The organism is Krasilnikovia sp. M28-CT-15, assembly GCF_047159595.1.
Taxonomy (GTDB): Bacteria; Actinomycetota; Actinomycetes; order Mycobacteriales; family Micromonosporaceae; genus Actinoplanes.
The window spans coordinates 7,353,848-7,378,474 of the sequence record NZ_BAAGAK010000001.1 but is presented as its reverse complement, the minus strand read 5'-3'; the positions used below and the strand labels follow the sequence as shown (position 1 = coordinate 7,378,474).

At 71.5% G+C, this 24,627-nt stretch carries 15 protein-coding genes; 11 read left to right on the top strand and 4 right to left on the bottom strand.

Annotated features, from left to right (window positions below):
• Positions 1-33 precede the first annotated feature (33 nt).
• The 4 genes from ACMCNO_RS33765 (at position 34) to ACMCNO_RS33750 (ending at position 4,068) form a co-directional block, all read left to right on the top strand.
• On the top strand, positions 34-1,653 hold the full coding sequence (locus ACMCNO_RS33765) for a methyl-accepting chemotaxis protein (RefSeq protein WP_412753450.1): 1,620 nt from the start codon (positions 34-36) through the stop codon (positions 1,651-1,653).
• 67 nt (positions 1,654-1,720) lie between these two features.
• Entirely contained in the window at positions 1,721-2,695 is a 975-nt protein-coding gene (locus ACMCNO_RS33760) for an AraC family transcriptional regulator (protein ID WP_412753449.1), read from the top strand.
• Positions 2,696-2,785: 90 nt separating this feature from the next.
• Positions 2,786-3,556, top strand: a complete 771-nt coding sequence (locus ACMCNO_RS33755; RefSeq protein ID WP_412753448.1) for a GntR family transcriptional regulator — start codon at positions 2,786-2,788, stop codon at positions 3,554-3,556.
• A 158-nt stretch (positions 3,557-3,714) separates the two neighbouring features.
• On the top strand, positions 3,715-4,068 hold the full coding sequence (locus ACMCNO_RS33750) for a hypothetical protein (RefSeq protein WP_412753447.1): 354 nt from the start codon (positions 3,715-3,717) through the stop codon (positions 4,066-4,068).
• Here ACMCNO_RS33750 and ACMCNO_RS33745 read toward each other — a convergent pair.
• A complete protein-coding gene (locus ACMCNO_RS33745) occupies positions 4,044-5,642 on the bottom strand; it encodes a diguanylate cyclase (RefSeq protein ID WP_412753446.1) in 1,599 nt (532 codons plus the stop codon). The genes ACMCNO_RS33750 and ACMCNO_RS33745 overlap by 25 nt on opposite strands.
• Before the next feature lie 227 nt (positions 5,643-5,869).
• Here ACMCNO_RS33745 and ACMCNO_RS33740 point away from each other — a divergent pair, with 227 nt between their 5' ends.
• Positions 5,870-6,841 carry a DNA adenine methylase gene (locus ACMCNO_RS33740; RefSeq protein WP_412753910.1) on the top strand — a complete coding sequence of 324 codons (972 nt, stop codon included), beginning with the start codon at positions 5,870-5,872 and terminating at the stop codon, positions 6,839-6,841.
• Positions 6,842-6,919: 78 nt separating this feature from the next.
• On the opposite strand, the gene ACMCNO_RS33735 is transcribed toward ACMCNO_RS33740, so the two are convergent.
• From ACMCNO_RS33735 to ACMCNO_RS33725, 3 genes are all read right to left on the bottom strand, one after another.
• On the bottom strand, positions 6,920-7,243 hold the full coding sequence (locus ACMCNO_RS33735; protein WP_412753445.1) for a hypothetical protein: 324 nt from the start codon (positions 7,241-7,243) through the stop codon (positions 6,920-6,922).
• A 117-nt stretch (positions 7,244-7,360) separates the two neighbouring features.
• The gene (locus ACMCNO_RS33730; RefSeq protein WP_412753444.1) at positions 7,361-8,359 is read right to left on the bottom strand and encodes a CU044_5270 family protein; all 999 of its coding nucleotides are present in this window, start codon (positions 8,357-8,359) and stop codon (positions 7,361-7,363) included.
• A complete protein-coding gene (locus ACMCNO_RS33725) occupies positions 8,356-9,021 on the bottom strand; it encodes an RNA polymerase sigma factor (RefSeq protein WP_412753443.1) in 666 nt (221 codons plus the stop codon). The genes ACMCNO_RS33730 and ACMCNO_RS33725 overlap by 4 nt, the downstream gene beginning before the upstream one ends.
• A 263-nt stretch (positions 9,022-9,284) precedes the next feature.
• Between ACMCNO_RS33725 and ACMCNO_RS33720 the strand changes: the two genes are divergently transcribed.
• Genes ACMCNO_RS33720 through ACMCNO_RS33695 form a run of 6 tightly spaced genes read left to right on the top strand, consistent with a single transcriptional unit; the run spans position 9,285 to position 24,581 of the window.
• Complete coding sequence (locus tag ACMCNO_RS33720) at positions 9,285-10,223, top strand: ABC transporter ATP-binding protein (protein WP_412753909.1); 939 nt, start codon at positions 9,285-9,287, stop codon at positions 10,221-10,223.
• A 2-nt stretch (positions 10,224-10,225) separates the two neighbouring features.
• Entirely contained in the window at positions 10,226-11,050 is an 825-nt protein-coding gene (locus ACMCNO_RS33715; RefSeq protein WP_412753442.1) for an ABC transporter permease, read from the top strand.
• 59 nt (positions 11,051-11,109) lie between these two features.
• Positions 11,110-11,886 (top strand): ABC transporter permease, encoded by a 777-nt coding sequence (locus ACMCNO_RS33710; protein WP_412753441.1) that lies wholly within the window; start codon positions 11,110-11,112, stop codon positions 11,884-11,886.
• Between the two features lie 60 nt (positions 11,887-11,946).
• The gene (locus tag ACMCNO_RS33705) at positions 11,947-13,101 is read left to right on the top strand and encodes a YqcI/YcgG family protein (protein WP_412753440.1); all 1,155 of its coding nucleotides are present in this window, start codon (positions 11,947-11,949) and stop codon (positions 13,099-13,101) included.
• A 48-nt stretch (positions 13,102-13,149) separates the two neighbouring features.
• A complete protein-coding gene (locus ACMCNO_RS33700; protein WP_412753439.1) occupies positions 13,150-20,256 on the top strand; it encodes an amino acid adenylation domain-containing protein in 7,107 nt (2,368 codons plus the stop codon).
• Complete coding sequence (locus ACMCNO_RS33695) at positions 20,253-24,581, top strand: type I polyketide synthase (protein ID WP_412753438.1); 4,329 nt, start codon at positions 20,253-20,255, stop codon at positions 24,579-24,581. The genes ACMCNO_RS33700 and ACMCNO_RS33695 overlap by 4 nt, the downstream gene beginning before the upstream one ends.
• The last annotated feature ends 46 nt before the right edge of the window (positions 24,582-24,627 follow it).

Below are 24,627 nucleotides of genomic sequence, written 5' to 3'. Positions count from 1 at the left end.
ACACCGTTCATCTCCCCGATGAGGTCCACGCTGATGACTGCCGCCGCCCAGAAGCCCGGCAAGCGACCCGGAGCTCTGACACGCTTCATTCTCAACCGCCCCATGTACACCAAGATCCTCATGATCGTGGTGGTACTGGCGGTTGTGGGGGCCGGTGTCGGGATCTTCGCGATCGTGCAGATGTCGCGGCTGAGCGCCTCGGCGCAGGAGCTGTACAGCAAGAGCGTCGTCCCCAGCCAGCAGCTCGGGAAGATCGCCGTGGACATCGGCGACATGCGCGCCTGGGTGCTGAACCACGCGCTGTCCCGGACCACTGCCGGGATGAACCAGTACGAGCAGGCCATGAAGGCCGGCGACGTGACCTTCAACCAGGACGTCGCGGCGTACCGGAAGACGACCGTCGACCCCGCCAGGCTCGACCAGCTGGTGGCGGTGTGGCAGAAGTACCGCACGGTGCGGGACACGGACTTCGTACCGGCCAGCCGTAACCACAACGACGTCGCGGAGATTCGCGACAAGTCGCTCAACCCGGTCGCGTTCGCGGCCATGTCCGAGCTGGACAAGCTGGTCGCCGAGGAGAACAAGGCGGCGACCGCCAGTGCGGCGAACGCGCGGGCCCGGTACACCACCGCCCGCGCCGTGACGGTCGCGATCCTGGTGGCCGGGCTGGCGCTGGCGACGATCTTCGGGCTGCTGGTGGCGCGCGGGGTGTCCCGGCGCGTACGGGACCTGTCGACCGTGATCCGCTCCATCGCGGACGGCGATCTGACCTGCTCCGCGGAAGCGGACGCGACTGACGAGATCGGCGTGATGGCGGGTGAGCTGGGCCGGGCCGCCAGCACCCTGCGGGCGACCATCGGCCAGATCGGCGGCAGCAGCCAGAGCCTGGCCGGTACGGCCCAGCAGATGGCCACGGTCAGCGCCCGCATGGCGGTCGACGCGCAGCAGGCCAGCTCGCGCGCCGAGATGGTGTCGTCGGCGGCCCTGCAGGTGTCGGCGAACGTGGACACGGTCGCCGTGGCCGCGGAGGAGATGACCGCGTCGATCCGCGAGATCGCGGGCAGCGCCACGGACGCGGCGGGTATCGCGCGGGGCGCGGTCGAGGTGGCCAAGGCCGCCAACGCCACCGTGGCGAAGCTGGGCGTGTCCTCCGCCGAGGTGGGCAACATCGTCAAGGTGATCACCTCGATCGCGGAACAGACGAACCTGCTGGCGCTGAACGCGACGATCGAGGCGGCCCGGGCCGGTGAGGCGGGTAAGGGGTTCGCCGTGGTGGCCTCCGAGGTCAAGGACCTGGCGCAGGAGACCGCGAAGGCCACGGAGGAGATCTCCAGCCGGATCCAGGCGATCCAGACCGACACCGGTGCCGCGGTCAGCGCGATCGCGGAGATCGCCGACGTGATCGAGCGGATCAACACGTACTCGGACACGATCGCGTCCGCGGTGGAGGAGCAGACCGCCACCACGAGCGAGATCGGGCGCAACGTGGGCGAGGCCGCGACCGGGACCACGAACATCACCGAAACCATCGCCGGCGTCGCAGAGGTGGCGCAGAACACCACGGTCGGGGTGAGCGAGGCCAACCGTACGGCCGAGGAGCTGTCCCGCCTGGCCAGCGAACTGCACAGACTGGTCGGCCAGTTCCGGGTATGAGCGAGGGCGCTGGGGCCGTGCTCCGCCGCCCTGGTTTCCGGCTGCTTACCCGGCCGATAATCGGCAAATGCATCGGCCGTCCACTGTAGTTTTCGACGCCTTCGAGACGGAGGACGTGGACGACGCGCGGGCGCGGATCGAACAGGCGCTGATGCCGCTGGAGATCGCGGTGCTGACCGCGGGACAGCCGTACCGTTGCCGGTATGAGCAGCTCGGGTTCGGCCCGCTGCGGGTCAACCGGGCGTTTCACAGCCTCGGGGTGCGGGTCGGCGTGCCGGACCTGCAGGGCGGATACACCGTCGCGTTCGCGGGGGAGGGCCGGATGCGGTCGCGGCATCGCGGCGTCGAGACCGAGATCAGTACGGCCGCCGCATCGGTGTACCGGCCGGTGGGAGACATCCTCGTCCGCTCGACGGACGCATCCCTGACCCACACGGTGGTGGTCGACCGGCAGGCCCTGGAGACGACCCTGTCCGCGCTGCTGGGCCGCGCTGTCGAAGGCCCCATCCTGTTCGGCGCCAGCCTGGACCTCACGGGTCCCGCGGAACGCAGCTGGGCGCGGCTGGTGCAAACCCTCACCGCGGAGATCACCAACCCGGACGGCCTCGCCACCCACCCGTTGGTGATGCAGCCGATGACCGACGCGGTGCTGCGCGGGCTGCTGCTGACCGCCGAGCACCCGGACCGGGAGGCGTTGCACCGGCCGGTGGGGCCGTCGCGCTCCGCCCCGGTGCGGCGTGCCATCGACGCGATCCACACCGATCCGGCCCAGCCGTTCACCCTGAGTGTTCTGGCCCGGAGCGCGGGGGTCAGCGTACGGACGCTGCAGCAGGGCTTCAGCGAGCAGGTGGGCACCACTCCCATGGGGTACCTCCGGAAGGTGCGGCTGGCGTGCGCACACGACGAGCTGCGTACGGCCGACCCGTCCCGAATCGGGGTGGCCGCGGTCGCGCACCGGTGGGGGTTCGCCCACCTGGGCCGGTTCGCGGCCTACTACCGCGCGGCCTACGGCTGCCCACCCTCGGACACCCTGCACCGCTGAGACTGGGTTACGGGCAAATTCACGGCGGCCACGCCAGGGTGGCCGAGTACGGTTCCGGGTAGTCTCTCTTCCCTAGAGAGGGACGGGGCCGTGGATTTCCTTCGAGACTTGGCGCCGGATTCGGGGCCGGTGTATCAGCAGATCGCCGAGCACCTCCGGATGGCGATCGAGTCCGGCCAGCTCGGGCCGGGCTCGAGGGTGCCGGGGGAGAATGACCTGATCAAGCGCTATGGCGTTGCCCGGGTCACCGCCCGTGAGGCGCTTGGCGTCCTTCGCAACAGTGGACTGGTCGAGACAGTGCCCAAGGTCGGCACATTCGTGCGACGCTTCCAGCCCGTCTACCGGTACGGATCACGACGGCTCCGTACCGAACGGTGGACGTCGGGCGCGACGATCCAGACGGCCGAACTCGGCGGCCGGGCCCACGCGACCGAAGTGCTCTCCGTCGGCACGGTGGCCGCCGACGAACGGCTGTCGTCCCTGCTGGAGCTTCGGCCCGGCGAATCCGTGCTGCGACGCAGCCGCCGTTACCGCGTCGACGACAAGCCTGTTCAATTGGCGACGTCCTACTTCCCGGCGGAGATCGCTGACGGCACGCCGATCGCGGAGCCTGATCCTGGCCCGGGCGGCGTCTACGGGCGTCTGCGGGACAAGGGCCTGGGTCCCGAACGCTGGGTGGAGGAACTGGCGGCACGGATGCCGACGCCGGAGGAGTCCCGCCTGCTCGAGCTGCCGTCCGGAAACCCCGTTGTCACGATCACGCGGGTGGCGTTCACCGCCGACGACCGTCCAATCGAGATCAACGACATGACCTTCGACGGAACGGCCTACGTCTTCGTCTACGACCTGATCAACGACTAGAGCGGGCTGATTTCCGGCTGGCGTGCCAGGTTCGTTCGCACGCATTGACTTCTCTAGTGAATGTCCTACGCTGACGAGCGGTTCCTTCACTAGGGAAGTTGGCGCCACGTAGGTCGCTCTGATGCGCCGACCCCTCTGTCGTGGTAAGAGGAAGGCCGATGGCACACGAGCGGATGCCGACCAGCGTCAACGGGATGGAGCTGAAGCCGCTGCGGCTCAACTTCGCGCAGGTCTGCCTGTGGTGCGGGCATCGCTGGTGTGCGGCGCCGGAATGCGTGGCGGCGCACGCGGCGTCCACCTGGGTCGTGTGCCCTGCCTGCGACGGCTTCGGGATGATCGACTGCCTGTGCTGCGGAGGCCTGGTCGAGGCCGGGCCGGAGCTGGTGGCCGCGCAGCGCGGCCGGGTGTTGCCCGTGACGGCGGCGCGGGCCGAGGTCGTCACGGTGACCGGAAGCGACGACGCCAACCACGTCGCCGGTGACGGCACTCAGGCCGCGTCGAGGTCGCGATAGGTACGTTTGCGGTCCCGCGCCGTCGCGGAGACGACGCGGTCGCGGCCGGTGCGCTTGGCGATGTAGAGGTTGCGGTCCGCCGTGGACAGCAGGGCCGGCTGGCTGAGGTCGGGGGCCTCGTGGACGCCGGCCACCCCGATGCTGATCGTGACGGGCAGTGTGCCGGTGATCTCCTGCCACGCGTACGCGCGGATGGCCCGCCGGATGCCGTCGAGCCGGTCGGTCGCGACGGGAACCACGGTCGCGGGCAGCACCAGCAGGAACTCCTCGCCGCCCAGCCGGGCCGCGAACCCGTCCGGTGCGACCGCGGCCAGTTCGGTCTCCAGCAGCTTCGCGACCTGGACCAGTACCCGGTCGCCGACGTCGTGGGAGAGCTGGTCGTTGATCCGCTTGAAGTAGTCCAGGTCGACGATCGCCACGGTGAGGTCCGGGTCGGCCGCGATCAGGGCGGGGAGTTCCTCGTCGACGTAGCGCCGGTTGCGCAGGCCGGTCAGCGGGTCGCGGCGGGCCTGCTCGCGGAAGCGTTCGGCCTCCTCGCGGGCCTCGGCGGTCTCGAACATGGCCTGCCGGGTCTGCGCCTGCGCCTCGCGCTGCTTGGAACGCAGGTTCTCGTGCGCGGCGTGGAAGACCTTGTACATCTCGAAGGCCGCGGTGAACTCGCCGCGCGCACCGTGCAGCTCGGCCTGCTCCCGGTGCACCCGGACCAGGATCTCGTGCAGGTCGCGTTCGATGCACAGCTCCCGGGAGGCGTCCAGGCTGGCCTGAGCCCGGTCGAGGGCGCCGAGGCCGCGCTGGGCCCGGGCCAGGGTGAGGCGATAGTCGGCCAGGTCGTCCGCGGCGTCGCACTGGCCCGCGTGGTGCAGCTCGATGCACTTCAGCATCGTCTGCTCGGCATCCGCGTACTGGCCGTTGCCGATCTGGATCGCGCTGATCGTGTCCAGCGCGGTGGGATCGAGGTCGATGCCGTGGTCCGCGGCGTGCTCCTGCAGCCGCGCGGCCACCTCCTGGGCGCGGGGGAACTCGTCCGCGGCGTACTCGGCGTATGCCCAGTTGTTGAGCAGGATCGCCAGCCGCTGCCACAGGCCGAACTCCCGGGCCAGCTGCTCGGCCTGGCGGTAGCGCGGCCGGGCCGCGTCCATCGCGCCGGTGATGGACAGTGCATCGGCCAGCTTGGTGCGGTGCCACACCTGCATGAACGGGGTAGCGGTCTCGTCGAGCAGCTCGACCGCGCTCAGCGTGTGTTCCAGGTTCTTGGCCAGGTCACCGAAGAGCCGCTCGACGTTCGCGCAGGCCAGATGGCTGCGCGAGCGCAGCCGGCGGTCGCCGTGCGTGGTCGCCCATTCGTGGATCTCGTAGACCTGCCGGGCGGCACTGGCGATGTCGCCGGTCCGGATGAGCAGGTTCGCCCGGCAGAGGCGGGCTCGCGCGACGAGCATCTCGTCGCCCAGGTCCTCGGCCTGCCGCTCCAGGTCGGTGACGAGGGCCAGGCCGGTCTCGAAGTCCCAGACGATGGAGTCCTCGACCTCCAGCAGGGCCGCCGACAGCCGCTCGGCACCGGTCGCACTGTGATCCATGGTCCACCCCCCATTTCGTCCGTTTCTCCATCGGCGTTGGCGCAACGCGCTGAAAGAAGTTGGGGTGAGCTGTCCGACACATCGCGGGCCGGTCGCTGACCGCTCGACATAACGGTAAAATCGGGCAAAAAGGCGGTTCGGGATTGGTTGAGGCCACTGCCACTGGGCCCGCGCCTGCGCGCCGAGGCGGCTCGACGTCAGGCCGGGGCGGCAGACTGACCGGCGTGATGGACAACGCCGTGATGCCCGGGCGAATCGCCGCGCTGGAGAACGTCCCCCATGCGATCCCCTATCAGGGCAGCAAGCGCCGGCTCGCGCACGCGATCGTCCCGTTGCTGCCCTCGGACACCGGCACGCTCGTCGAGCCGTTCGCGGGCTCGGCGGCGGTCACGATCGCTGCGCAGCACCTCGGCATTCCGCGCGCCGCCCGAATCTGCGACATCAACGAGCCCCTCATCGCGCTGTGGGTCCGGATATTGGACGAACCCGCCGCGCTGGCGGATGACTACGAGCGCCTCTGGCACGAACAGCGCGCCGATCCGCGCGCCTACTACGATGAGATTCGCGCGAAGTTCAATGCCACCGGCGATCCGCAATTCCTGCTGTATCTGCTGGCGCGCTGCGTCAAGGCCGCTGTTCGGTACAACCGGGACGGTGCGTTCAATCAGGGCGCCGACCAGCGCCGTCTGGGTGCGAAACCGGACACCATGCGGGCCAGGCTGATCGGCACCTCACGTACGCTGAATCCTTCGACGGTGGCGACCGTCACCGACTACCCGGCCATGCTGCTCGGCGCAGCCGGGAGCGACGTCGTCTATCTGGATCCCCCGTATCAGGGCGTTTCCCGCGCGCGCGATCACCGGTACATGGCGGGGCTCGATCACGACTCCTTCCTCCGGCATCTGGCCGAGGCGGTGGCCGGAGACGTGTCGTTCCTGCTCTCCTACGACGGGTCCACCGGCGCCAAGCGCTACGGACGACCGCTGCCGGGCAGCCTGAACCTGCTCCACCTGCACCTGTACGCGGGCAAGTCCACCCAGGCGACACTCAACGGCCTGGATCACCACACCGTCGAGTCGCTGTACGTCTCGCCCGCACTCGTCGATCGCCTCGGCGGGCCCGCAGGGGTGATGGCGCGCCTTCCGCTCCGGCAGGCCCACCGGTCACCGCAGGCGTTGCCGGACGGCGTTGATGACTGATCGCGGCGCGTGTGCAGACAGAAGGCCCGGGACGAGGAGTCCCGGGCCGTCCGCCTGCTCAATGCCGTACGTGCAGTCTTACGACCGGGTCCAGGTCCAGTCCTTGACCAGCACCTCGTGCTGCGGGCCCCACGTGGCCGTGGAACCGGGGTAGAGGGAGATCGCCTCAGCCTGCAGGCGAGCCGCAACCTCGGTGCCCCAGCCGTTCTTGGTCGTCTTGGAGAACGGCGCCGCGATCTGGGTGCCGTCGATGGTGAGCTCCACCCGCTGGCCGGTCGGGTCCACGAGGAAGGAGACCCGGTGCCAGTCGGTGTCCGGCTTCAGGTAGCCGGCCGCCGACCAGGAGGTGCCGGTCCACACCCGGATCTTGCCGAAGTTCGCGTCCCACGGGTGAGCACCCACTGGAAGGCGGTGCCGTAGTCGTAATCGACCCGTGGGCCGGGGGTTACAAGGTCATCGCAGTGTGAGCCATGTCCGGGCGCCGAACCCTCGTCGCAGGACTGCGCGCCCCCCGTCCCGTCAGGCCGTGTCGCCCAGTTTGTCGACGATCCCAGCCCGGCTGCGGATCTCCAGGTTCAGCACGTCGCCCTTCTTGAACCGGCTGGTCCCGTCGAGCGCCTCGGAGACGTGGTTCTTCACCGCCACCGAGCGCAGGCCGATCAACTGGTAGGTCTTCGGGTCGAACAGGAACTCGTCCTTGACCCAGCCCTCGACGTTCAACGTCACCGCGACCGCTGGGCGGCCGTCGAGGTTGACGGCACTGGTGTCGATCTTCACGCCAGGCTTGCGGGCATACCAGCGGAAGACCGCGGCCTCGACGTCCGGCGGGAGAACCTCCTGCAGGACCATCATGGCGGGGTTGAACCACCCGGACCGCTTCGGCTTCGCGAGATACCGGTCGATCTTCTCCGGCGAGGTCAGCCCGGCCAGCTCGTCGTAGGACTCCGTCGTGAACTGTGCGTTGTCCGCGACCTTGACCTTCCCGCCGTCGATCCGCTCGGCATGAACCCCACCGTCGATGCGCACCCACGACTCGAAACGCGTCTGATGGGTCCTGCCCTTCACCAGCGCCGCGTTCGGCGCCTCCGCGTCGAGTTTCGCCTCGTTGAGGGTCTGTGTCCGGTCGATGTAGGCGAACTGGTCGGGGCGCGGCTTCGCCCACGGCTTCTGCGTGACCGTGAACGCCGCGTTCTCCAGCACCTCGGCCGCCGCGGCCGGCTTGGCGAACGGCAGCTGGGGGAGCACCGGACGACTGGCCACGCCCGGCTTGCCGGTGTCGTGCCCGACGCTGCTCGGCGCGGCCGTGTTCAGGTTCTCCACGGCGACGACACCGACGGTGGCGGCCGCCGCGGTCGTCACGGCCGCGGCGATCCGCAGTGTCCAGCGGGGGCGCCGACGGGCCGCCGGGTGGGGACCGCTCAGCCGATCCAGCAGCGCCGCCCGGGCCCGGTCGTGCGCCTGCATCGGAGGGGCCTCGTCCGGCCCGAAAACATCCTGGAGTACGTCGATCTCGTTCACTGAAGTTCCTTTCCCCCCAGAGCCGCACGCATCGCCTGGCGCGCGCGGTGCAACCGTGACCGGACCGTGCCGGCCGGAATGTCGAGAGCCGCCGCCGCCTCGGGCTGGCTGAGCCCGGCCCACGCGATCAGCAGCAGCACGTCGCGATCGGTTGTGGACAACCGGCCGAGCGCCCTGGCCAGCCGGCCCTTTGCGGTCGCGGCGTCGAGCCGCCCGGCGACCGCGTCGTCGTGGGCGCCGACCGCTTCGTCCGGCGACAGCTTGGCCAGCGTCTTGTACCGCTTCGACTCGGCTCGTCCCTGGCGGGCGATCAGATTCGAGGCGATGCCGTACAACCACGGCGCCGCATCCGGGCGGCTCGTGTCGTAGCCGTCGATCCGGCTGAACGCGACCAGGAACGTCTCCGACGCGACGTCCTCGGCCAGGTCACGGCCCAATCGTCGGGCCGCATAGGCGTAGATCCGCCGGTAGTGCCGGTCGAACACCGCCGCGAACTGCTCCGGCGACCGCCTGGCCTCAGCGATCTTCTCGGCGTCCGTGGGAAACGTGGCGTCGTTGCGCCCGCTTCCGCCGATCCGCGCCATGCCATCGCCGCGCGGTGTGGCGATGACGGGCGCATCTCGGGCGTAGGGATTCAAGTCCACATCCACGTCCGTCTCCATCGTTGTCACCATCCTCTCAACCCCACTTCGCCACTGCCCGGTAAAGTGTTCGCGACCCCGAGGCGGCGGCAGCGACCCGGGCAGCCGCGGACGGCGAGGAGACGGTCCCGACGGTCATCCTCGCCGGCATCGCGTACATGCACCCGGACCTGCTCCGGCTTCTCCCATTCATGATCTTGCTTGCTCATCGCGGTGCGCCCGTAGTAGCGTTGCGCCGCCGGCCAGCCACGGGGGCAGTCGGCCAGGGACCTCCCAAGGGAATGATGGAAGCCGATATTCCACCTTCAGCAATCGTGTCGGGGAAGGCGCTGGAGAAGCGTTTCGGGGACTTCGAGGTCGTCCGCGGTATCGATTTCGAAGTTCAGAGCGGCGAGGTCTTCGGATTTCTCGGGCCCAACGGTGCCGGCAAGTCCTCGACGATGCGCATGATCTCCTGCGTGTCCCCCCGTTCCGGTGGTGACCTGCGGATACTCGGCATGGATCCGCGGGACCGGGGCCCATACATCCGGGCGCGGATCGGCGTCGTGCCGCAACAGGACAACCTGGACAACGAACTCACCGTCCGAGAGAACCTCATCGTCTATGGACGATATTTCGGCCTCTCCCGGGCTCACGTTGCGGACAAGGCCACCGAGCTCATGGAGTTCGCCCGGCTCTCGGACCGGGCGAACGACCACGTGGAGTCGCTGTCCGGCGGCATGAAGCGCAGGCTCACGATCGCCCGCGCGCTCGTCAACGATCCCGAACTGGTCCTGTTGGACGAACCCACGACGGGGCTCGACCCGCAGGCCCGGCACCTGCTCTGGGAACGGCTGTACCAGCTCAAGCAGGCGGGCGTCACGCTCATCATCACCACGCACTACATGGACGAGGCGGAGCAGCTCTGCGACCGGCTCATCGTCCTGGATGGTGGCCGCATCCTGGCCGAGGGGACCCCCGCCGATCTGATCGCGCGGTACTCGAGTCGCGAGGTGGTCGAACTCCGCTTCCCCGCCGACTCCCCGATGGATCGCACGGCGTTCGACGACCTCGCGGAACGCGTGGAGGCGCTGCCCGACCGCTTCCTGCTGTATTCCGACAGCGGCGAACGCCTCCTCGACCGGATCCACGCCGCGGGCTTCCACCCCCTTTCCAGCCTCGTCCGTCGCAGTTCCCTGGAGGACGTCTTCCTCAGGTTGACCGGCCGGAAGCTCGTGGACTGACGATGGCGGGAACCACGATGGTCGCGGCACCGAAGTCAACCGGCGGGGTCGTCGGCGGCTGGCGCGCGGCCGCTCTCCGGGTCGAGGCCTGTTGGCGCTGGTATCGGCGCAGCTGGCGTACCACGCTGCAGGCGTCCCTGCTCCAACCGTTGCTGTTCCTGGGCGCGATGGGCCTCTGCTTCGGCTCGCAGGTGCAGCCCGGCCCCACCACCGACGGCTACCCCTACGTGCAGTACATCGCTCCTGCGCTCCTGGTGAGCACTGTCCTGACCACGGCCGTCGCCGAGGCCGGCAGGCCGGTCCTGTCGAGCTTCCAGTGGCAACGGGACTTCATCGCGGTCACCGCCACACCGGTGACCCCGGGTCAGCTCTTCGCCGGGCAGCTGCTGTGGATCGTGCTGCGGCTGCTCATCGGGGCCGTCATCTTCCTGCTGATCGGGATTTTCCTCGGCGGCTGGGCCAACGCGATGGCCGCCCTTGCGGTGCCGGTCGCGGTCCTCACCGGGGCGGCATGCGCGGCGCCGGTCGCGGCGGTCGCCGCGACGATTCGCGGTGACGGGCACGGCCTGGTCGCCATCAACCGGTTCGTCGTGCTGCCGATGACCCTGTTCGCCGGCACGTTCTTTCCGATCTCGGCGCTGCCGCTGGCCGTGCAGCCGCTCGCCTGGATCTCCCCGCTGTGGCATGGCATCGAACTGGCACGGGGTGTCACGCTGGGTGGCTTGTCGGTACCGAGCGCCATCCTGCACATTGCGTACCTGGTCGCGCTGCTCACGGTCGGCAGCGTCGTGGGTCGACGGCAGTTCCACCGGCGGCTGGTCGTATGACGACGACCTCGACGCGGCCGGGGGTTCCGCCCCGAACGCAGGGGGCGCTGGGATGGATCTTGCCCGCCGACGAGTACTGGGGCCTCGCCCGGGTCATCGTCGAGCGCTCGGCCCGCCTGTACCTGCGGGCCTGGCCCATCCTGATCTCCGGTGTCGTTGAACCCCTGTTCTACCTGCTCGCGGTCGCGGTGGGCTTCCGCTCGCTGGTGCCGACGGTGACGCTGGCCGACGGCACCGTGGTGTCCTACGTGAACTTCGTCGCGCCGGCGCTGCTGGCGGCCTCCGCGATGAACGGGGCGATCTCGGAGACGCTGAGCATCTACTTCAAGCTGCGCTACGACAAGTTGTACGAGGCGATGCTCACCACGCCGATCGGCCCGCTCGACATCGCCGTCGGAGAAGTCGGCTGGGCCGTCCTGCGCGGCGGTTTCTACGGCACGCTGTTCCTCGGTGTGCTGGCCGCCCTGGGCCTGGTGACGACGCCCTGGGCACTCCTGCTGATCCCGGTGGGGTTGCTGGTCTCCTTCGTGTTCGCCACGCTGGGCATGGCCTGCGCCACCGCGCTGCGTTCCAACGCCCAACTGGAGTACGTGACCCTGGCCTCGACCGCGATGTTCCTGTTCTCGGCCACGTTCTTCCCGCTGTCCAGCTACCCGGCGCCGCTGCAGTTCCTGGTGCACCTGTCGCCGCTGTACCACGGCGTCGAGCTGGCGCGGATGTTCTTCCTGGGTACGCCCGCCCTGAGCGCTCTGCTGCACGTGGCCTATCTCGCCGTCCTGGCCGTGGGCGCGTTGCACGTGGCCCGCCTGCGGCTCAGGGGCATGTTCCTGCGCTGACGCCGACACAGCACCGCATCGGCGTGCCGCCGCCGAGATCTCATAGCGAAGGAGTAATCGTTGAAGTTGCACGTCCAGCGTCTTCAAGATGCGTTCCGCCGCATGGTCCTCGACACCGGCGCGCCCGGTGACCACCTGGCCGAGCAGGTGCAGGCGTGCGTCGCCGCCGCGGACGCCCAGTCCCGCCGGGACGCCCTCACCGAGATCATCGCTATCGCCTTCTGCCTGGCGAATCACCACGGCTGTGTGCTCCAGCACGCACTGACCGACGCGTCGAGAAGCGTGGATCTGTCGGATGCGGTGGCCCCGGCGACCGGCCCCGACCCGACCGCCGATCTTCTCGACCGGGTTCAGCGCGCGGCGCGGACGGTCACGCGGACGGTGGCGTACTACCACTCTGACATGTCGCCCGGCACGGAGCCGGGCATCACCGGGCTGCACACCGCCCTGCCGGAACTGATCCTCGCAGCCTGTGCCGGCTTCGACTCCGCCGATGATCTGGTCAGCCGCCTGACGACGCGGCTGCATGCGGCGCGGCGGCCGGTCGGGGATGTCACGGTGGAATTCGATCCGTCCTGTGCGGACCCGGTCCGGCTCATCCGTCTCGTCCAGGATCAGACGTATTGCCCCTTCGCGCAGAAGTCGATCCTGTGGGGTGCGCCGACGTACGACCGTGCGCTGTCGTTCGAGCAGAACATGGACGCCGCCGTGCCGTGGATCCGTCGCTTCGTCCGGGTGCTCGACGGCGATGTCCTCGACGGCTTCGTCTTCGCCTTCCCCACCGACGTCTTCGGCGAGTCCATCGAGGACCTCGGCCGACTGTTCCGATCCTTCATCGACTACCTCATCCGCACCCTGACCAGTGCGGCACCGGCGGGTCTCGACGTCGCCACCGTCACGGATCCGAACTGGTACCTGGTGCTGGCGGGCGAGGAGTGCTTCGTCAGCGTCTTCGCGCCCTGCTATCCGCACGACCACTCCCGGTACACGCACGGCGTACAAGGATGGATGTTGTTCATGCTGCAGCCGGAGAAGGCCATTTTGCGGCAGCTCAGCATGACCGACTACCGTCCGCGGGCCGCCGCCATCCGGGAGCGATTCCGGGAGGCCTTCCAGGAGTACGAACTGGCCGACCGCGAGATCAACCGTTTCCTTCTCCCGCTGCGTGCCGGAGACCCGCCGGTGCGGTGGTACGACCCGGACCCCACCCACTGACAGTCCAGGAACGATCAGTGAGCGCTCGGCACGAACGGGGGTAGGACCATGAGCGAGGCAATGAACCGCAACGACGTCCTGAGTGGACCGGTGACGGACGTCACCGGCAGCACCGTGCACGGGATGTTCGCGGATGTCGCCGAGCGGTACGCCGAGGACGTCGCGGTCGTCGACGCCACCGGCGAGACCAGCTACACGGACCTCCGCCGCTTCGCCGCCGCGGTCACCGGCCGGTTGCGCCAGCGCAACGTCGGCCCCGGCGATGTCGTCGCCGTCCGGATGCCGCGCGGAGCCGCGCTGTTCGCGGCCGAGCTGGGGATCATGGCAGCCGGCGCCTGTTACCTGCCGCTCGATCCGGCCGACCCGGTGGAGCGACACCGGCACCTGCTCACCGACGCCGAGCCGGCGCTCCTGCTGGTAGGGGACGACGATCAGCAGCCCGAAGGCCTGGACTCCGTGCTGATCCCGGGCGGCGTGCACCGCCTCGACGCCTCCTGGCGGACGCCGGACGACGGCACGGACGTGTCCGGCCACGACGATCCGGACGCGGCCGCGTACCTGCTCTACACGTCGGGATCGACGGGACGGCCCAAGGGTGTGGCGATGCCGCACCGCTCGCTGGTCAACATGCTCCGGTGGCACGAACGTGCCCGGCCCGGGCCGCACCGGTCCCGGACCCTGCAGGCATGTGCCGTCAGCTTCGACTTCTCCTTCCATGAGATCTACTCCGCGCTGTGCCTCGGCGGCACGCTGGTCGTCGCCGACGACGCCTGCCGGCGCGATCCGTACGCCCTGGCCTCCTTCGCCGTCGAGCAGCGGATCGAGCGGGTCTTCCTCGCCGTACCCGCGCTGGTGCAGTTCGCCGAGGCCGCCGCGCAGCTGCCCGAGCCGCCCGGGCTGCGGCACATCGTCACCACCGGCGAGCAGCTTCGGCTGACCGAGCCGATGCGCGTCCTCGCCGCCCGGACCGGCGTGCGGCTGCACAACCACTACGGCGCCACCGAGTTCCAGGACGCGACCGTCGCGACGCTGCCCGGCGACGTCACCCGGTGGCCGCTGATCGCGCCGATCGGATGGCCCATCGACAACGTCGCGGTCGCGCTGCTCGACGAGCAGGGACTGCCGGTTCCCGCCGGGGAGCCCGGTGAGCTGTACGTCGGCGGAGCCGGCGTCGCGCCGGGATACCGCAACCAGCCGGCGCTCACCGCCGAGCGGTTCACCACCCCGGCCGGGCTGTCCGGGCGGTGGTACCGCACCGGCGACCTGGCCCGACTCACCGACGCGGGGCTGGAGCACCGGGGCCGCGTCGACGCCCAGCTGAAGGTCAACGGCGTCCGGATCGAGCCGGCGGAGATCGAGGCGGCCGCCTGCGCCCACCCCGGCGTCCGCGAGGCCGCCGCGGCGCTGCACGAGATCGACGGCCGGCCGCGGCTGGTCGTGCACGTCGTCGTGCGGGACGAGGCCGTCGCGGACGACGTGCTGCGCGAGGTGCCCGGAATCGTCGCCGCGCGGCTGCCCATGGCGGTGCGCCCGTACGGGTTCGCGGTGGAGAGCGAGCTACCGCTCACGTCCAGCGGCAAGACGGCACGCGCCCGTCTGCGGCCACCGCAGCGGCTGATCCGCGCGACGCCGATGACCGAGGCACCGCCGCGGAGTGAGCTGGAGCGCCGGATCGCCGCGATCTGGCGCGAGGAACTGGGGCTCGACGACGTCGGGGTCCGCGACAACTTCTTCGACCTCGGCGGGGTGTCGGCGCAGCTGATCACCATTCGCCGGCGGCTGACCACCGAACTGGGGCTGCGCGTCGGCGCGACCGACCTGATCGAGTGCCCGACGATCCGGGCGCTGGCTCAGCGGCTCGGCGCGGACGGCCCGGTCGCCGGCACCGTGCCGGTCCCCGTCCGGCCCGGCCGCCCGGCGGACGACAGGGTCGCCATCGTCGGCATGGCCGGCCGCTTTCCCGCCGCACCGGATCTGGAGACGTTCTGGCGCAACCTCTGCGACCGCGTCGACGCGATCGTGGAGTGCTCCGCCGACGACGCAGGGTCTCAGGACCCGGCGCTCCTCGCCGACCCGGACTTCGTCCGGATGGCGGGGCCGATCGCAGATCCGGAGTACTTCGACGCGGCGTATTTCGGCATCAACGCCAAGGAAGCCGCGCTGATGGACCCGCAGCACCGGATCCTCCTGGAGTGCGCGGTTGACGCGTTCGAGGACGCGGGCGAGGTGCCGGCCGGCTCGCGTACCGGGGTGTACGCCTCCAGCAGCATCAGCACCTACCTGGTGAACAACCTCGTGCCGCATTTCGGCTACGCGGAGGGCCGGCCGTTCACCGAGGCCGACACCCAGCAGTTCATGGTGAAGCTCGGCAACGACCGGAACTACCTGCCCACGCGGGTCTCGTACCGCCTCGACCTCGGCGGTCCCAGCATCAGCGTGCAGTCGGCCTGCTCCAGCTCGCTGGTCGCGGTCCACCTCGCCCGCCAGGCCCTGCTCGCGGGCGAATGCGACCTCGCCCTCGCCGGTGGCGTGTCGGTGGTGGTCCCGCAAGGCGCGGGCTACCTGTACGAGGACGGCCTGATCCGCTCGCGCGACGGCCACAGCCGGGTCTTCGACGCCGACGCGTCCGGCACGATCTTCAGCAACGGCTGCGGCGTCGTCCTGCTCAAGCGGCTCTCGGACGCGGTCGCCGACGGCAACCGGATCTACGCGGTCGTGGCCGGTTCCGCCGTCAACAACGACGGCATCGACAAGCTCGGCTTCACCGCGCCGAGCACCGCGCGGCAGGCCGAGGTGGTGGCCGCCGCCCTGGCGGACGCCGGGGTCCGGGCGAGCGAACTCGGTTACATCGAGGCGCACGGCACCGGCACGCCGCTCGGCGACCCGATCGAGGTCGCCGGGCTCGACCAGGCGCTGCGCGCGATGGGCGGTTCGCCGCCCGGGAGCGTCGCGGTCGGTTCGGTGAAGAGCAACATCGGGCACCTCGACGAGGCCGCCGGCATCGCCGGGCTGATCAAGGCCACCCTCGCCGTCCACCACGGGGTGATCCCGGCGAGCCTGCACTTCCGCACGCCCAACCCCGAGATCGACTTCGCGTCCGGCGCGCTGCGGGTACCGACCACCACCGAGGCGTGGCCGCCGGGTCGGCGCCGCGTGGCCGCCGTCAGCTCGCACGGCATGGGTGGCACCAACAGCCACCTCGTCCTCACCCAGGCACCGGAGCGCGAACCGGCGTCCCCCGCCGGTGCCGCGCCGGCCGGGCCGATGCTCCTGCCGATCAGCGCGCGTGACCCGGAGGCGGCCGCCGCGCTCGTCAGCCGGTACCGCGCGCTGCTCGCCGCGGACGGAGCCGATCTCGCCGGCGTCGCGCGGTCGGCGGCGCTCGGGCGTACCCATCATCCGCACCGTGTTGCCGTGCTCGCCACCGATGCGAGGCAGGCGGCGGATCTCCTCGAACGCTCGACGGTGCACCCGTCGCGACCCGAAGGTGCCCTGGCCTTCGTCTTCGCGGGCCAGGGCTCCCAGTGGGTCGGCATGGGCAAGGAGCTGTACGCCACGTACCCGGTGTTCCGGGCAGTCCTCGACGAGTGCGCCGAACAGGTCCGGCAGATCACCGGCGTCGACCTGCGCGGCCTGGTCTTCGACGGCGTCGGCGGCGACCTGAACCGTACGGCCTGGGCGCAGCCCGCTCTCTTCGCCGTGCAGTACGCACTGGCCCGGCTCTGGCAGTCCTGGGGCATCCACCCGGACGTCGTGACGGGTCACAGCGTGGGCGAGTTCGTTGCGGCCTGCCTGGCCGACGTCATGTCCCTGCCGGACGCCGTGCGCCTCGTGGTGGCCCGGGGCCGCCTGATGGACGCGTTGCCCGACGGTGGGGCGATGTTGTCGCTGCTCGCCTCGCCCGGCGCCGTCGCCGAGCTGCTCGACCAGATCGGCGCAGACGTGAGCGTGGCGGCCGTCAACGGCCACGACTCGGTGGTGCTGTCCGGCGCCGCCGGGCCGATCGACCGCGTCCGCGCCGAGGCGGACCGCCGCGACTGGCGCTCCAGCGCGCTGCGGGTCTCGCACGCCTTCCACTCGGCGCTGATGGACCCGATTCTGGACGAGTTCCGGATGGTGGCCGAGCGGGTGAGCTATCAGGTGCCCCGCATTCCCGTGCTGTCCAACCGCACCGGGCAGGCCGTGAAGTCCTTCGACGCCGAGCACTGGGTGCGGCACGCCCGCGACACCGTCCACTTCGCCGGGTGCGTGGACAGCGCGATCGAGGACCACGCCGTCACCACGATCATCGAAGTGTCGCCGAAGCCGACCCTCGTACGGTTCGCCGCCCGCGATGGCGTCCTGGTCGTGCCGACCCTGCGCGAAGGCGCGGAACGCGAGCAGATACTCGACTCGCTGCGCCGGCTGTACCTGGACGGTCGGAGCGTCGACTGGTCCGGGGTGCACGGGCCGCGGGGCGAGCGGGTCGCGCTGCCCGCGTACCCGTGGCAGCGGGCCCGGCACTGGATCGAACCCGTCCGCCGCGCGCCACGAGCCGTGGCGGGCCGCTCCGCGGGTGTCTTCCTGGGCGAGCGGGTGGAACAGCCGGGCAGCAGCGAGATCCGGTTCGCCTCCCAGGTCGACCCCGACCACCCGCGGTGGCTGACGCAGCACCGCATCTTCCAGCGCGTGGTGATGCCCGGGGTCGCGTACCAGGACCTCGCGTTCGCCGCCGCCGCGGAGCTCGGCCTGCTCCGGCCCGCCCTCGACGACTTCCTCATCCACCAGGCGATGCGCTTCGCCGACGACACCGAGGTCCGCGACCTGCACGTGGTGCTGAAGCCGGCCGCGGACGGCCACGCCGTGGAGATCCATTCCCGGCGCGCGGACGGCGCGGGGCCGTGGACCCTGCACGCCGCGGGCACGCTCACGGCCGGCTCGGCGTCGCCCGCCGGCGCGCTGGACTCGCTGCGCCGCAGGTTCGCCGCGCCGGTGTCCCCCGAGGAGATCTACCGGGGGGAACGTGGCCGGCGCATCGACCTCGGCGAGTGGTTCCAGGTCACGCAGGCGCTGTGGCGTGACGGAGCGGGGTGTCTGTCCCGCATCGAGCTGCCCTCCCGGGTGACCTCCGCAGCCCATCTCCACGCCGTGCATCCGATCCTGCTGGAGGCGTGCCTGCTCGCGCTCACGGTGACGTACCCGCGGCCGTTCGCCGAGCGCACGTACATCCCGGTGGGAGCACAGCGGGTCACCCTGCACCGGGCCGGCACCGCCGGCACCGCCTGGTGCCACGCCGAGCTGCGCCCCACCGACGACCCCGACCCCCGCACGCTCGTCGGGGACATCACCCTCTACGACGACGCCGGGCGGGTCCTGGTGGTCATGGCCGGCGTGCTCCTGCGGCAGGCGACCGCCGAGGCCATGGCCGGGGATTCCGACGCCGCCCGATGGCGTCGCCGCCTGTACCGGCCGGTGTGGGCCGAGCAGGCGCTGCCGGCGCGCCCGCCCGCAGGTTCGTGGATCGCTGTCGGATCCGGTCTCGCGCGCTCGGTCGCGGAGGCGGCCGAGCGGCAGGGCGCCCGCTGCCGGGTCGTTGCCGACGTCTCCGGCCTGGCCGACGCCGTGGCCCGGGAGCAGCCGGACGCCGTGGTGCTCGCCTGGCCGGCGGAACGCCCCGACCCGGGCCCGGACGCCGGCTCGGCCCGGGACCTGACGCTGTCCCTGCTGGACTGCTTCCGGGCGCTGCTGGAGCTGCCGTCCCAGCCGCCGGTGACGGTCCTCACCCGTCAGGCATGGGGCACTGCCCCGCGGCCGGCGCAGACCGCGCTCTGGGGTATGACCCGGGTGCTCGGCCAGGAGCGCCCGGACAGCCTGCCGGCCCTCATCGATCTGCCGCCGCACGGCGAGGACCCGGACGCGATCGTCGCCGAGACGGCGGCCCGCGTCGCCGACGAGGTGGCTCTGCACGACGGCCGGCGCCGGGTCCTGCGGCTGCGGCCGGACGGCGATCAGCCCGGGGATGTGACGATCAGCCCCGACGGCACCCATCTGGTCACGGGTGGGCTGGGCGGCCTGGGCCTGGAGGTCGCCGCCACGCTGGTGTCCGCCGGTGTCCGCCATCTCGCCCTCGTGGGCCGGACGAAGCCCGGCGAGCACGCGCGGGACCGGCTCGCCGCCCTCGCCGACGCCGGCGCACAGGTGCGTACGTTCACCGCGGACGTCAGCGATCCGGAGCAGGTGGCGGCGCTCGTGGCCGGCATCGAGCGGGACATGCCGAGGCTGGCCGGGGTGCACCACCTCGCCGGCACGCTCGCGGACGGTCTCCTGGAGTCACAGACCGCCGAACGCTTCGACGACGCCTGGGCGCCGAAGGCGGGGGGCGCCTTCGCCCTCCACCACGCCACCGCACACCTGCCGCTGTCGCACTTCGTGTTGTTCTCCTCGTCGTCCGGCCTGCTCGGCACGGCCGGCCAGGGCAACTACGCCGCCGCCAACACGTACCTCGACGGCCTCGCCGCGGCCCGGCGCGCCGCCGGCCTGCCCGCGGTCTCCATCCAATGGGGATCGTGGGCGGAGACGGGCATGACCGCCCGGGCCGGCATCGAGGAACGCCTCGACCGGCTCGGTGAGGGGACGCTGCCGGTGAGCGAGGCGACCGCGGCGTTGCGGGCCATCCTGGGCGCACCGCCGGACGGCGGCGTCGTGGCCGTCCTGCCACACACCTGGCCCCGATACGCCGCGCACCACGCCACGCCACCGGGTCCGGTGCGTGATCTGCTGCCGGCCGATCCGGTGGACCAGCCCCGCACCGGCGCCCTCCAGGACCGGCTGCGGGAAGCGACCCCCGATCATCGGCGCGAACTCGCGGAGGAGTACGTCCACGAGATCGCCGCGGACGTGCTCGGAGTGCCACGCCTGGAACCCGACGCCGGGTTCTTCTCCCTCGGCATGGACTCCCTCGCCTCGCTGGAACTGCGCAACCGGCTGCAGAGCGCGTTCGGCGTCCGGCTCGGCCAGACCGCGGTGTTCGACCATCCGACCGTGGCGGGGCTCGCCGAGCACCTGCTCATGGTCCTCAACCTGCCGACCGGCGGACCGTCCGACGAGACGGCGCCGGAGGAACAGTCGATCGACGAGGTGGCCGCATTGCTGGCGAAGAGGCTCGAGACCCGATGAGCGTCGACTACGGTCCGCTGCTGCGCAAGGCGCTCGCCCGGATCGACGAACTGGAGACCGCGGCGGCCCGGAGCCACGAGCCGATCGCCGTGGTGGGCATGGCGTGCCGGCTGCCGGGTGCGCCGGACCCGGCGGCGTACTGGGACGTGCTCACCGGCGGAACGTGCGCCCTGGGCCCGGTGACCGACGGCCGCTGGCCCGTGGACGGCACCTTCGTCGACGTCGGCGGCTTCGTCGGGAACCTGCGCGAGTTCGATGCCCGGTTCTTCGGGATTTCCGGCCGGGAGGCCGTCACGCTCGATCCGCAGCAGCGGCTGATGCTGGAACTGGCCTGGGAGGCGTTCGAGGATGCGGGCATCCCCGGGCGCTCGGTTCCGAGGCCGACCGGTGTCTTCGTCGGCATCAGCAACATCGACTACCGCGAGGGCATGACCCACGAGGAGGGGATCGACGGGTACTTCTCCTCCGGCGCCACGCCCAGCACGGCGAGCGGGCGGCTCGCGTACTTCTTCGGCACCCGGGGACCGGCCATGTCGATCGACACGGCGTGCTCGTCCTCGCTCGTCTCGGTGGACCTGGCGGTTCGGCACCTGCGTGACGGCACGTGCGACCTGGCCCTGGCCGGCGGCGTCAACCGGATGGTCACTCCGCACGAGAGCCGCAGCCTCACCAAGGCCGGCATGCTGTCGCCCACCGGACGCTGCCGTCCGTTCGACGCGGCCGCCGACGGCTACGTACGCGCCGAGGGCGGGGGTTTCGTGGTGCTCAAGCGGGCGTCCGACGTCGGCCCGCACGAACGGGTCCTCGGGCTCATCCTCGGCAGCGCCGTCAACCAGGACGGCCGCAGCAGCGGTCTCACCGTGCCGCACGGCCCCGCCCAGCAGGAGGTGATCCGCGCCGCGCTGCGCGACGCCGGGGTGCAGCCCGACGCCGTGGGATACGTGGAGGCGCACGGCACCGGCACCGCCCTCGGCGACCCGATCGAGGTCAACGCCCTCGGTGCGGTCTTCGCCGATCGCCGCGACCACCTGCGGATCGGCTCGGTGAAGTCCAACATCGGTCACGCCGAGGCCGCCGCCGGCATCGCCGGTCTGCTCAAGGTGCTGCTGATGTTGCAGCACCGGGTGATACCGCCGACGCCGCAGGTGACCGAGCTGAACCCGCGCATCGACTGGGACGACATCCCGATCCGCGTGCCGTCCTCCGGTGAGCCGTGGCCGGACGGGGGCCGCCGGATCGCGGGCGTGAGCTCCTTCGGCTTCAGCGGCACGAACGCCCACCTGGTCGTCGCCGAGCCGTCGGCGGACCCGGCCGCCGCTGAGCCGAGCGCCGAGCCCGCCGCCGGCCCGATGCTCCTCCCGCTGTCGGCGCGCGACTCGGCCGCGCTCGCCGAGCTGGCGGATGCCTACCAGCGGCAGCTGCGGACAGCGGCGGATCCGGTCGCGCTCGCGCTGACCGCCGCCGTCGGCCGCAGCCACCTCCCCTGGCGCCGATGCGCCGTCGGAGCGACCGTCGAGGACCTCACCGCGGCCCTGCGGCGGCCCGGCCCGTCCGGCCCGGCCGGGCACCGGCCCAAGGTGGCGTTCCTGTTCACGGGCCAGGGCTCGCAACGACCCGGCATGACCGCCGAGCTGTTCCGGACCGAGCCGGTGTTCCGGGCCGCCATCGAGGAATGCGCCGAGATCCTCGGCCCGGCTCTCCCGGTGCCGCTGACGGAGTTGCTCTTCGACTCCGGCGAGCGCATCCACGAGACCCGCTTCACCCAGCCTGCGCTCGTCGCCGTCGGCTACGCGCTCGCCCGACAGTGGCGGGCATGGGGCGTACGGCCCGACTACGTCCTGGGCCACAGCGTCGGGGAGTACACGGCCGCCTGCGTGGCCGGAGTCCTCACACTGTCCGACGCTCTGCGGCTCGTGGCCGAGCGCGCCCGGCTCATGCAGCAGTGCCCGCCCGGGGTGATGGTCGCCGTCCGGTGCGGCGTCGCGCAGGTCGAGCCGCTCATGGCCGGGTCGACCCGGTCGGCCGTCGCGGCGGTCAACGGTACGGAGAGCACCGTGCTGGCGGGCGACGAGGCCGAACTGCGGCCGGTGCTCGACGCGCTGACCGCCCAGGGCGTGGCACACCGGCGCCTCACCGTGTCGCACGCCTTCCACTCCCCGCTGCTCGCGGACTTCGCCGAGCCGTTCACCGAGTTCGCGCGCCGCCTCACGTACGGCACGGCCGAGATCCCGCTCGTCTCGAACCTCACGGGAACGGTCATCACGACGGTCGACGCCGACTACTGGCGCGAGCACGCCATGAACCCCGTGCTGTTCCACCGTGGCGTGCAGACACTGCGCGAGGCGGGGGTGGACACGCTGGTCGAGCTGGGCCCCGAACCCGTGCTGCTGGGCATCGCCGGCCAGGACTGGGAGGACGCCCGGCGGCTGCCGAGCCTGCGCGGTGGCCGGGAACGGGAGACGCTGCTGGACAGCCTGGCCGGGCTCTACGAGAGCGGCGTCGACATCGATTGGGCCGCGGTCACCAAGGATCATGGCATCGGCCGGCGGTTCGTGGCCGCGCCGACGTACCCGTTCCAGCGGGAACGCCACTGGGCGCTGACCGACGCCGCTGTCCGGGACCGCCGGGCACGCCCGCTCGAGGTGGTCCAGGTCGCCCTGCACGAGCAGCCGCGGCCGGCCGCGCAGCCGCGCGGGTTCGACGCGCTCGTGGTGGGGCCGGACGCCGAACGGCTGGCCGGTGAGCTGACCCTGCCGTGCCGCGTCGGGGGGCTGGAGCCGGACACCCAGGCCACCGACGTCGTCTACGCCGCTCCGGTCACCCGCGGGGATCCACAGCGGACGGCCGCCGTCTGTACCGAACTGCTGTCGCTCGCCCGCGACCTCGCCTCGCGAGCGGCACCACCCCGGCTGGTCCTGGTGACGCGCGACGCGGCCGGCGACGCGCCTGATCCCGGTCAGAGCGCGCTCTGGGGCCTGATCCGCACCGTGCAGGCCGAGTACCCGTCCCTCGACTGCCTCGCTGTCGACGTGGCCGATGTCGTCCGTCCGGACCTGCTCACGGCCGAGCTCACCGCCGCGGCGGGGCACCGGTTCGTCCGCCTGGACGGGGTACGCCGGCTGACGCCGGTCCTGGCGCCGATGCCGATGTCCGCCGACCGGTCCTGGCAACCGGCTCCCGGAGCCGTGCTCATCACCGGCGGCCTCGGCGCGCTCGGCCTGCGCCTGGCGCAGGACATCGCCGCCGCCGGCGTACGCCACCTGGTCCTGTTGGGCCGCGGCGAACCCTCGGACGCCGCGCGGGTGGTCATCGACCGGCTCCGGGACGGCGGGGCGGACGTGCGGCTGGTCCGTGGCGACGTCACGGTGGAGCAGGACGTCCGTCGCGCCATCGACGAGGCCACCCCGCTCGCCGGTGTCGTGCACGCCGCCGGTGTGCTGGACGACGGACCCCTCGAGGAACAGACGCCGGAGCGCTTCGCCGCGGCGCTGCGGGCGAAGGTGAACGGTGGCCACCTGCTGGATCAGCTGAGCCGCCCACTCCGGCCGCAGTTCTTCGTGGCCTACTCGTCGCTCGCCGCGGTGGCGCCGACGCGCGGGTCGGGCGCGTACGGTGCCGCGAACGCATACCTCGACGGCCTGATGGCCCGCCGTCGCGCGGAGGGCCTGCCCGCGATCTCGGTGGCGTGGGGTCCCTGGGCGGGGCCGGGGATGGCCGCCGGGGAAGCCGCGATGCACGAGGCGATGGGCCTGCGGATGATCGATCCGGCCGCCGGGACCGCCACGCTACTGGCCTTGCTGGCCACCCCGGACCCGGACGTGCCGGCGCGAGTGGTGGTGGCGCCGGCCGACTGGTCGCGGTTCCGCGACGCGCTCGCCGATCTCTGCCCGCCCGGGATGTTCGACGCCGTGGCCGGCGTGGTGGCCGCCGCGGAGGCGAAACCCGCGGCGACGCGCGTTGCGGACACCGCCGCTCTGCGCGAACACGTGGTGGACGCCGTGCGCGACGTCCTGCGCCTCAGTGGGCCGGTGGACGACCACGAGGGCTTCTTCGACATGGGCTTCGACTCGCTCACGATCCTCGAGCTGCGTACCCGGCTGCAGGCGGAGCTGGGCGTGCGGCTGCCGTCCACCGTGGCCTTCACGTTCCCGACCGTCGAACGGCTCGTCGCGCGGTTGCGGGCGGACCTGGGCCTGGACGATGCGGTGCCGCCGCGCACCGCGTCGCCCGCGCCACCGAGTGCAGCCGCCCCGGAGGGCGACGACGAGCTGGCCGCGATGCTCGCCCGGGTGGACCGCGGCTACCGCGCGATCAAGGACATGTGATGACAGGGCTCCAGCACGCACCGCAGATCCGCGCCGGGGGAGGAAG